Raw genomic sequence first — 8,257 nt, 5'->3', positions numbered from 1 at the left:
CCGGCCGGCAGGGCGAGGTCGTCGGTGTGGTGGGTGCGCCAGGTGCGCCGCCCGGCCGGCGCGGAGGCCGCGGCACCCGCCGGCGGCACGGCGAGCGGCGTGGGCGACGCCGGCACGGTGGTCGTGCACGGCGTCGCGACCGACGAGCGCCCGGACGGCACGGTCGTCGACGTCGGCGGGCTGCCCGCCGGCGCGGCGGTCGCGGCGGGGCGCATCGGACGCGTGACGATGCGGGCCGGGTCGCTCCAGCTGCTCACCGTCGAGGTGCTCGGCGAGCACGCGGCGGCGGCACCCCGGCTCGTGCTCGTCGAGCGCGTGCGCCGCGGCGCCGACCCCGTCACCACCGAGCTCGTCGCGTTCGCGCACGAGCACGTCACGGCGCGCGCGGCCGCGCTCGGCGCGTACGTCGCCGCCGGCACGGTCGTCACGCAGGCCGACGCGGCGCGGCTCGGGCTGCGCTCGGCGGACCAGGTGGGCGCGCTGCGCTGGTGCCCGTCGACCGGGCAGGTGCTCGAGGTCTACGTCGCCCCCGCGCACCGGCGGCGGCGCGTCGCGATGTTCCTGCTGCTGGCCGCGGAGGGCACGTGCGCCGCGCGCGGCTGGCCGCACCTGTGGGGCGACGGCGTGCGCACCGCGCTGGGCGAGGCGATGCTGCGGCGGCTGCGGTACGGGGTCGGGCGGATCGGCGCGCTCACGCGCCTGGCGCCGCCGATGACCCCGCCGTCGGACGCGGTGGGCGTGCCGCGGCGCCTGCTCGAGCCGGTCGACTGACGGCGCACGCCGGCTCCGGGCCGGCCCGCGCCCACGGTCGCGTCGACGGTCCGGGTGCGGGCCGCCCCGGCCCGTCGTACGGTCGCGCCAGCGCCGTCGGCCCCCTCGGCGCGCGAGCGTGAGGAGCCGACGTGACCACGACCCCGGCAGCGGTGGGCGCACCGGACGAGGAGGCGACCGTGGGACGTCCGGTCGACCAGGGTCCGCCGCCGGCCGGCCCGCGGGACGTGATCGCCGCGCTGCTGCGCGGGCCCGGCGGTGCGGTGCGGGTCGTCGGCGTCGTGTGCGTCGTCGTCGCGCTGGCCGGGCGCGGGCCCGTGGACGCGGCGCTCTTCTCGCTCGTGCTGGCCGGGCTGGTCGTGCCGGTCGTCGGCCGTGTCGGCCCGGGCCTGGACGCCGCGTACGGCCTGGGGCTGCTCACGGCGGCGTGGTGCGGCGCACTCGGCCTGTACGAGCAGGTCGCGTGGCTCGACGTCGTGATGCACCTGGTGGTGACGGGGTTCGTCGCCGCGGTCGCGCACCTCGTCGTGGCCCGGCGGACCGGTGCCGTGGTCGACCCGACCCGCCCCGCGCCGCGTGCCACGCGCGCCGCCTCGGTGGCCGTGACGGCGTCCCTCGGCCTCGCGCTCAGCGTGGCGTGGGAGGTGGGGGAGTACCTCGGCAACGCGTACGTCGACCCGGAGATCTACGTCGGGTACGCCGACACGATCGGCGACATGGTGATGGGCGGGCTCGGGTCGGCCGTCGCGGGCGCCCTGCTGCTGCGGGGTGCGCGGCGCCGGGACGACGCCGCCGCCTGAGCGAGCGGCGGCCCACCGAGGCGCGGTCGGCGCGGGCGGCCGTGCGCGCGGTTCCTCGACCGTGCCACGATCCGGTCACCGCACCGCACCGCACCGCACCGGCACCCGACCGGGCCGTCGTGCCCGCCGCCGCCCCTGCCAGGAGACGACCCGTGACCGCGACCGCCGCCGTGACGATCCGCCGCGACGACCCCCGCCGCGCCGACGTGCTCGCGCTGCTGGAGGAGCACCTCGCCGACATGTACGCGACGTCCCCGCCGGAGTCGGTGCACGCGCTCGACCCCGGTGCGCTCGCGGCCCCCGGCCTCACGTTCTGGACGGCGCGGGACGACGACGGTGCGCTGCTGGGCTGCGTCGCCCTGGCCGAGCTCGGGGAGGGCGGCGGCGAGCTGAAGTCGATGCGCACCGCCACCGCCGCGCGCGGCCGCGGCGTGGGTGGCGCCCTGCTCGCGCACGTGCTGGCCGAGGCGCGCGCCCGCGGCCACCGCACCGTGCACCTCGAGACCGGCACGCAGGACTACTTCGCGGCGGCCCGGCGCCTGTACGAGCGCGCCGGGTTCGTCGTGTGCCCGCCGTTCGGCGCGTACGTCGAGGACCCGCACAGCGTCTTCCTGCGCCGCACGATCGAGCCGCCGCCCGCCTGACCGGCGCCACCGCCGCACCGCGGGCCCACCGGATCACCCGGGCGAAAAGGGCAGGACCGGTCGAACCGGGCACCCCCGGCTCGCGACACTGGCCGCGGAGCGCCGGTCGCCGACGTCCGGTGCGTCACCGATCCGGGGGATCCTCATGCGCGTCTCGTCCGTCGTGCCCGCCGTCGCGCTCGTCGCCGCGACCGCCGTCCTCGCACCGCCCGCCCACGCCGCGCCGCCGCCCGTCCCCGCCTGCGGCGCCGTCCTGGTGTCCGACGCCCGGCTGACCGCCGACCTGACCTGCCCCGGCGGCACCGGGCTCACGCTCGCGGCCGGGGTGACGCTCGACCTGGGCGGGCACGCGCTGCGCGGCGACGGCACCGGGACCGGCGTCCTCGTGCCGGCCGCCGGCGACGTGACGATCCGGCGCGGCACCGTCGCCGGGTGGGGCACGGGTGTCGCGTCGCCGCCGACCGGGTGGGAGGAGGACCACGACGGGACGGTGACCGTCGAGCGGGTCAGGTTCGAGGGCAACGGCGAGGGCATCGACGGCACGTCCCGCATCGCGGGGCCGACCAAGACGTACGCGGTGTCGCGGTCCGCCTTCGTCGACAACGGGACCGGCTTCTCGGCGCTCGTGGGAGCCCTGACGGCGTCCCGCAGCACGTTCGAGGGCAACGACCGGGTAGTCGGGCTCGACTCGGGGTACGCGCTGCTCGAGGACTCCCGGGTGCGCGGCAACGGCACCGTGATGTCGTGCTACGAGTCCGGGTGCGACATCCGGCGCAGCACCGTCGAGGACAACGGCACGGTCGTGGACGCGGCGTTCATGACGTGGGTCGAGGTCGTCGACAGCACGCTGCGCCGCAACGGCACCGTCGTCGTCAACCACGGGCCGTACGGGCTGACGACGTTCGAGCGGAACCGGGTCGTCGACAGCACCGTGGGCGTCGACGCGGGTGGGACGTCGGCGCAGGTCGTCGACAACACGTTCCGGGGCAACGACGTCGCGTTCACCGCGCCCGCCCCGTGGGACCCGGCGCAGGTCACCGTGACGGTGGTCGGCAACCGCTTCCGGGACGGCGGTGACGGCGTGCTCGTGCCCGAGGGGGCCGTCGAGCTCGGCGACAACGAGGCCGTCGGCAACAGCCGCTGGGGCATCCACGCGCCCGACGCCGTGGACCTCGGCGGCAACACGGCGCGGCGCAACGGCAACGAGCCGCAGTGCGTCGGCGTCGTCTGCGGGGGGCCGCGCTCCTGACGCACGGCGCTCCCGACCGACGGCGCCCCGACGGACGCGCGCGGGCCGGGACGCCGTGCGCGTCCCGGCCCGCGTCCGGCGTCCGGTCGGGCGGCCGCCGTCAGGCCGTCGGCTTCAGCGGGTCGTGCCCGAGCGACATCAGCCGGTGCCGCCACTGCGCGTCGCCGGCCTCCGGCTCCGGCTCGTCGCCGCGCTCCGCGCGGATCTCGGCGACCACCGTGCGCATGACCTCGACGTCGTCCGGCGTCAGGTCGGTGCGGCGCTTGCCGAGGATGCCGAGCACCGTGCGCGAGCGCTCGTCGCCGGCCTGGTCGGGCTCCGCCTCGGTCGCGGTGCCCGCGGCCTCGGTCGCGAGCCACTCCTGCAGCTCGCGCGACGTCATGTTCACCACGTCGTGGAAGTCCTGCCAGAGCTCGTCGTCGACGGGGCTGTCCGCCATGTCGTCCCCTTCCGTCGGGTCTCGTGGGCGCGGGGCCTCAGCGGCCGAACCGCTCCTTGAGCAGCGCCTTGCCCTGCTCGGCGCCCTTGCGGCTCTCGGCCTGCGCGCGGCGGAAGAACTCGGCGAGCTCCGTGTCGCCGTCGCGCTCGGCGTCCTGCACGTACGTCTCGAGCCGCAGGACGTTGCTGAGGCACTGCTCGGTGAACCAGATGACGTTGTAGTCCTTGTCCTTCGTGCCGGTCACGGCACCCGTCTCGCCGTCGGTCATGTGCGCTCCTCCTCGATCCTCGCGATGGTGCGTGGACGCCGGGAGCGGCCGTCCGGCGGCCGTGCCCGACGCCACCCACGCTAGGTCGGACGGGGGCGCCGGGCATGCCGAGCGGGTCGGCGGGCGCCGGCCGGGCGTCAGGCCCGGTCGCCGGCGCTCGCCAGGGAGCGGTGCGCGCGGACCGCGGCCTCGGCGTCCGCGTGCACCAGGTCGGCGTTGATGCCCGCGCCGGCGAGCACGCCCGCCGCCGCCGAGGCGCCCACCATGGCCGCCAGGTCCGTGGTGTTCCCGGCCACCCACACGCCGGGCAGGTCGGTGCGCCCGCCGGGTGTCGACGCGACGTACGTCCCGAACGGGTGCTCGCTCACGGTGCCCCCGAGCTGCTCGTACAGGTCGGCGTTCGCGACGAACCGCGGCGCGACCGCCAGCGCGTCGACGTCCACGCGCGTGCCGTCGGTGAGCACCACGGCCCGCAGCGCCGCGTCGTCGTGGTCGAGCCGTGCCACGGTGCCGCGGACCACCCGCACCCCGAGCGCCGCGAGCTGCTCGTGCGCCGCCTCGTCCGGCTCCGGCCCGGTGTGCAGGAAGAGCGTGACGTCGTCGCTGAGCTGGCGCAGCAGCAGGGTCTGGTGCACCGCGTTCTCGCTGGTCGCGAGCACGCCGATCCGCCGCCCGCGGACCTCCCACCCGTGGCAGTACGGGCAGTGCAGCACGTCGGCGCCCCAGCGCTCGCGGACGCCCGGCACGTCGGGGAGGACGTCCGTGAGCCCGGTCGCCAGCAGCAGGACCCGCGCCCGCACGTCACCGCCCTCGGCGAGCGTGACGACGAGGTCGTCGCCGTCCCGGCGGGCGCCCGCGGCCCGGTCGCGGCGGACGACCGCGCCGTACGACCCGGCCTCGCGGCGACCCGCGGCGAGCAGCTCGTGCGGCGGGACGCCCTCGCGGCCCAGCAGGTTGTGCGCGCCGGCGGCCGGCGCGTTGCGGGGCTCGCCCGCGTCGACCACGAGCACGGACCGCAGGGACCGGCCCAGGGTCACGGCGGCGGCCAGGCCGGCGGCCCCGCCGCCCACCACCACCACGTCGTACCGCTCGGTCATCGTGCACCTCCGTCGTGCGTCGGGTGGGGGGTCGCGGGGACGTCCGCGGGGGCGGTGCGCGTGGTCGCGCCGTCCACGTCGGTGCCCGCCGCCGGGCGGTGCGCCACCCAGACGGTCCGGTCCGCGCGCACCGGCGACGCGTCGAGCGCCGCCGGGTGCTGCGTCAGCAGCCGGTCGAGCGCCGCGACGTCGGCCGGGGCGAGCAGGTCGTGCGCCCGCGTGCGCACCCGGTCCAGCCACGTGCGGGCGTACCGTCCGTCGACGGCCTCGGTGGCCAGGCGGTGCACGCCGTCCAGGACCAACCCCGCGCGCTCGAGGTGCGGCCCCCAGTCGGGATGACGGTTCCACGTCGACGAGGCCTCCGCGAGGCGGGAGCCCAGACCGGGGGCGTCGGGCAGGTCGTCGGGCGCCACGCGGGGCATCCGGTCGAGCTCGACGACCACGGCGAGCCCACCGGGGCGCAGCGCGTCGTGCGCGTCGCGGAGCACCCGGTCGGGGTCGGCGAGGTGGTGCAGCGACGACGCGGCCCAGACGACGTCGGCGGCGCCGGTCGCCGGCCACGGCCCGTCGAGGTCCGCCTCGAGCGTCCGGACGCGGCCGCCCACGCCCGCCCGGTCGGCCGCCGCGCGCAGGCGGTCCAGCATCGCGGGGGAGCGGTCGACGGCGACGACGGTCGCGTGCGGGAGGCGGTGCGCGAGGGCGAGCGTGCCGGTGCCCGTGCCGGCGCCGAGGTCGACGACCGTGCCCGCGTCGGGGCGGAGGTCCGCCACGAGGCCGGTGACGGTGGTGAGCCAGGCGCCGAGCACCTCGGCGTCGAGGTCGAGGAGCCCGGCCAGCTCGTCGTCGTGCTCGTCGTGCTGGTGGTGGTGGCGGTGGTCGGCGTCAGGGTGCTGGCGGTGAGGCGAGGTGCCGGTCGAGGACGTCATGCACCCACGGTAGGCATCTGATGCGTCTCAGACATACAATCTTGCGCATGACGCAAGAAGTGGACCTCGACGCAGTCGTCCGGCAGCGCGTCCGCGGCCTCCGGCTCGCGCGGGGCTGGTCGCTCGACGCCCTCGCCGCCCGGTGCTTCGTGAGCCCGTCGACGCTCAGCCGGATCGAGACCGGTCACCGGCGCATCGCCCTCGACCAGCTCGTCCCGCTGGCGCGGGCGCTCGGCACGACGCTCGACCAGCTCGTCGAGCCCGTCGAGGACGAGGACGTCGTCATCCGGCCCGACCCGGAGCACGTCGAGGGCATGACGACGTGGCTGCTCACGCGGCCCGGCGCGATCCCCGGCGTCGTCGTCGCCAAGATGCGCATCACGCCGGAGCGGGCCGCGCACGGGCCGGGCGTCCACCCGGGGCGCGAGTGGTTCACGGTGCTGAGCGGCACGGTGCGGCTGCGGCTCGGGGAGCGGACGATCCTCGTCGGCCCGGGCCAGGCCGCGGAGTTCTCGACGATGGTCCCGCACGCGATCGAGCCGCACGACGGGCCCGTCGAGCTGCTGAGCATCTTCGACCGCGACGGCGAGCGCGCCCACCTGCACGGCCCGCCGGTCCCCGACGCCTGACGGGCCCTACGCGGGCCGCGTCGCCCGCCCGTCGAGCCACAGGGTGTCGGACGCGTCCGCGTGCGAGCCGGACGTGCCGACGTGCGTGCCGGAGATCGTCGGCCCCTTCGTCAGCACGTGCCAGAAGGCCATCGCGTGCCCCCGCCCGAGCCCGTAGTCCTCGGCGAACCACGTCACCACCTGCCCCGCCGTGGTGCCGGGCGCGTCCAGGCCCTTCTCGTGCGCGACCGCGAGCAGCGCGCGCGGTGTCATGCCGGTGCGGTCCTCGATGGTGTCGAGGTAGGCCTGGAAGGACATCGGGGCTCCCGTCGTCGCGGCGACGCGGTGCGCGTCGTCCGCGGTGCCCGACCGGCCCGGGACGCCGGACTCATCGGGTCACCCGGACGGGTGCACCACGCGGGGCACGCCCTGCGCGCGCGGGCGGGCGCTGGTGGGATGGGCGTCGACGGGCCGCGCCCGGCGCGCGGACCGGCGCCGCGGGCGGCGTGACCGGCACGGGACGGGGTGGCGTGGGCGCGGACGACGACGGGGCGGTGCCCCCGTGGGCGGTGGTGCCGGCCGTGCTCGCCCCGGTCGCGATGATCGGCGGCTGGAGCGTCGCGGCCGCGCTGCAGCCCGCGTTCGACCCGGTCGCCGAGACGATCAGCGCACTCGCGGCCACGACGGCGACCGCGCCGGCGGTGATGACGGCGGGGCTCGCGCTCACCGGCGCCGCGCACGTCGTCACGGCCCTGGGCACCCGCGCGCTGCCCCGGGCCGGGCGGCTGCTGCACGCGCTCGGCGGCGTGGCGACGGTCGCCGTCGCGGCGCTGCCCGTGGACCGGGCACCGCAGGCCCACGGGGTGGCGGCCGCCGTGGCGTTCGGCGCGCTGGCGCTGTGGCCGGCGGCGGCGTGGCGTCGCGGCACCTGGACCGGCGGTACGGACGTCCGTCCGTCCGCGACCACACCCGCCGTGGGCGCACGTGCGTCGGCCACGGGCACGGCTGCCCCACGGCGTGCCGTCCCGGTGCCGACCGTCGCGCGGCCGGCGGTGGCGCTGTCGGCGTGCGGCGTGCTCCTCGCCCTGCTGGCGTGGTTCGTGCTCGAGCTGCAGGGCGCGGGCCCGGCCGGCGGCGCGTGGACGGGCGTCTCCGAGCGGGCCGTCGCCGGTGCGCAGGCCCTCTGGCCGCTCCTCATCGTCCTGTCCCTGCGCGCCCACGCCGCACGGACCCGCCCCGCCACCCGCTGCTGACGCCACCGCGCGCGCCCCCCGACCCGACCCGCCCCACCCGCCGACCGGCCCCCGACGCGACCCACCCACCCACCCACCCGCCATCCCGCCCGCCCCGCCGAGGTCGCCTCCTCGGTGGTGAGGTCGCCGGTCCGGACCGGCGACCTCGGGGCGGGACCGGCGACCTCGGGGCGGGACCGGCGACCTCGGCGGGTGGGTGCGG

The 8,257-nt window shown here is 78.0% G+C and carries 11 protein-coding genes; 6 read left to right on the top strand and 5 right to left on the bottom strand.

Translation table 11 applies throughout. From position 1 onward, the window contains the following. From AB6N23_RS03795 to AB6N23_RS03780, 4 genes are all read left to right on the top strand, one after another. Positions 1-771 (top strand): N-acetyltransferase (locus AB6N23_RS03795; RefSeq protein WP_412864764.1); only part of this gene is annotated, 771 nt, incomplete at its 5' end. A gap of 131 nt (positions 772-902) precedes the next feature. Continuing rightward, a complete protein-coding gene (locus AB6N23_RS03790; protein ID WP_412864763.1) occupies positions 903-1,571 on the top strand; it encodes a DUF2238 domain-containing protein in 669 nt (222 codons plus the stop codon). A 152-nt stretch (positions 1,572-1,723) separates the two neighbouring features. Beyond that, positions 1,724-2,215 (top strand): GNAT family N-acetyltransferase, encoded by a 492-nt coding sequence (locus AB6N23_RS03785; RefSeq protein WP_412864762.1) that lies wholly within the window; start codon positions 1,724-1,726, stop codon positions 2,213-2,215. Positions 2,216-2,360: 145 nt separating this feature from the next. Then, a complete protein-coding gene (locus tag AB6N23_RS03780) occupies positions 2,361-3,464 on the top strand; it encodes a right-handed parallel beta-helix repeat-containing protein (protein ID WP_412864761.1) in 1,104 nt (367 codons plus the stop codon). A 100-nt stretch (positions 3,465-3,564) separates the two neighbouring features. Here the strand turns inward: AB6N23_RS03780 and AB6N23_RS03775 are convergent, their stop codons facing one another. From AB6N23_RS03775 to AB6N23_RS03760, 4 genes are all read right to left on the bottom strand, one after another. Then, positions 3,565-3,903, bottom strand: a complete 339-nt coding sequence (locus AB6N23_RS03775; RefSeq protein WP_412864760.1) for a DUF3140 domain-containing protein — start codon at positions 3,901-3,903, stop codon at positions 3,565-3,567. 37 nt (positions 3,904-3,940) lie between these two features. Then, positions 3,941-4,171 (bottom strand): hypothetical protein, encoded by a 231-nt coding sequence (locus AB6N23_RS03770; protein ID WP_412864759.1) that lies wholly within the window; start codon positions 4,169-4,171, stop codon positions 3,941-3,943. Positions 4,172-4,308: 137 nt separating this feature from the next. Next, positions 4,309-5,268, bottom strand: a complete 960-nt coding sequence (locus AB6N23_RS03765) for an NAD(P)/FAD-dependent oxidoreductase (RefSeq protein ID WP_412864758.1) — start codon at positions 5,266-5,268, stop codon at positions 4,309-4,311. Beyond that, complete coding sequence (locus AB6N23_RS03760) at positions 5,265-6,194, bottom strand: methyltransferase domain-containing protein (protein WP_412864757.1); 930 nt, start codon at positions 6,192-6,194, stop codon at positions 5,265-5,267. The genes AB6N23_RS03765 and AB6N23_RS03760 overlap by 4 nt, the downstream gene beginning before the upstream one ends. 47 nt (positions 6,195-6,241) lie before the next feature. Here AB6N23_RS03760 and AB6N23_RS03755 point away from each other — a divergent pair, with 47 nt between their 5' ends. After that, a complete protein-coding gene (locus tag AB6N23_RS03755; protein WP_412864756.1) occupies positions 6,242-6,823 on the top strand; it encodes a helix-turn-helix domain-containing protein in 582 nt (193 codons plus the stop codon). 6 nt (positions 6,824-6,829) lie between these two features. Here the strand turns inward: AB6N23_RS03755 and AB6N23_RS03750 are convergent, their stop codons facing one another. Continuing rightward, positions 6,830-7,120: a DUF4287 domain-containing protein gene (locus AB6N23_RS03750; protein WP_412864755.1), complete on the bottom strand. Its 291-nt coding sequence runs from the start codon at positions 7,118-7,120 to the stop codon at positions 6,830-6,832. A gap of 212 nt (positions 7,121-7,332) precedes the next feature. Between AB6N23_RS03750 and AB6N23_RS03745 the strand changes: the two genes are divergently transcribed. Beyond that, positions 7,333-8,055 carry a DUF998 domain-containing protein gene (locus AB6N23_RS03745; RefSeq protein WP_412864754.1) on the top strand — a complete coding sequence of 241 codons (723 nt, stop codon included), beginning with the start codon at positions 7,333-7,335 and terminating at the stop codon, positions 8,053-8,055. Positions 8,056-8,257: the final 202 nt, after the last annotated feature.

It is taken from the genome of Cellulomonas pasadenensis (assembly GCF_047229365.1).
Lineage (GTDB): Bacteria > Actinomycetota > Actinomycetes > Actinomycetales > Cellulomonadaceae > Cellulomonas.
The sequence above is the reverse complement of the archived record's forward strand: the minus strand, read 5'-3'. Positions and strand labels throughout refer to the sequence as shown.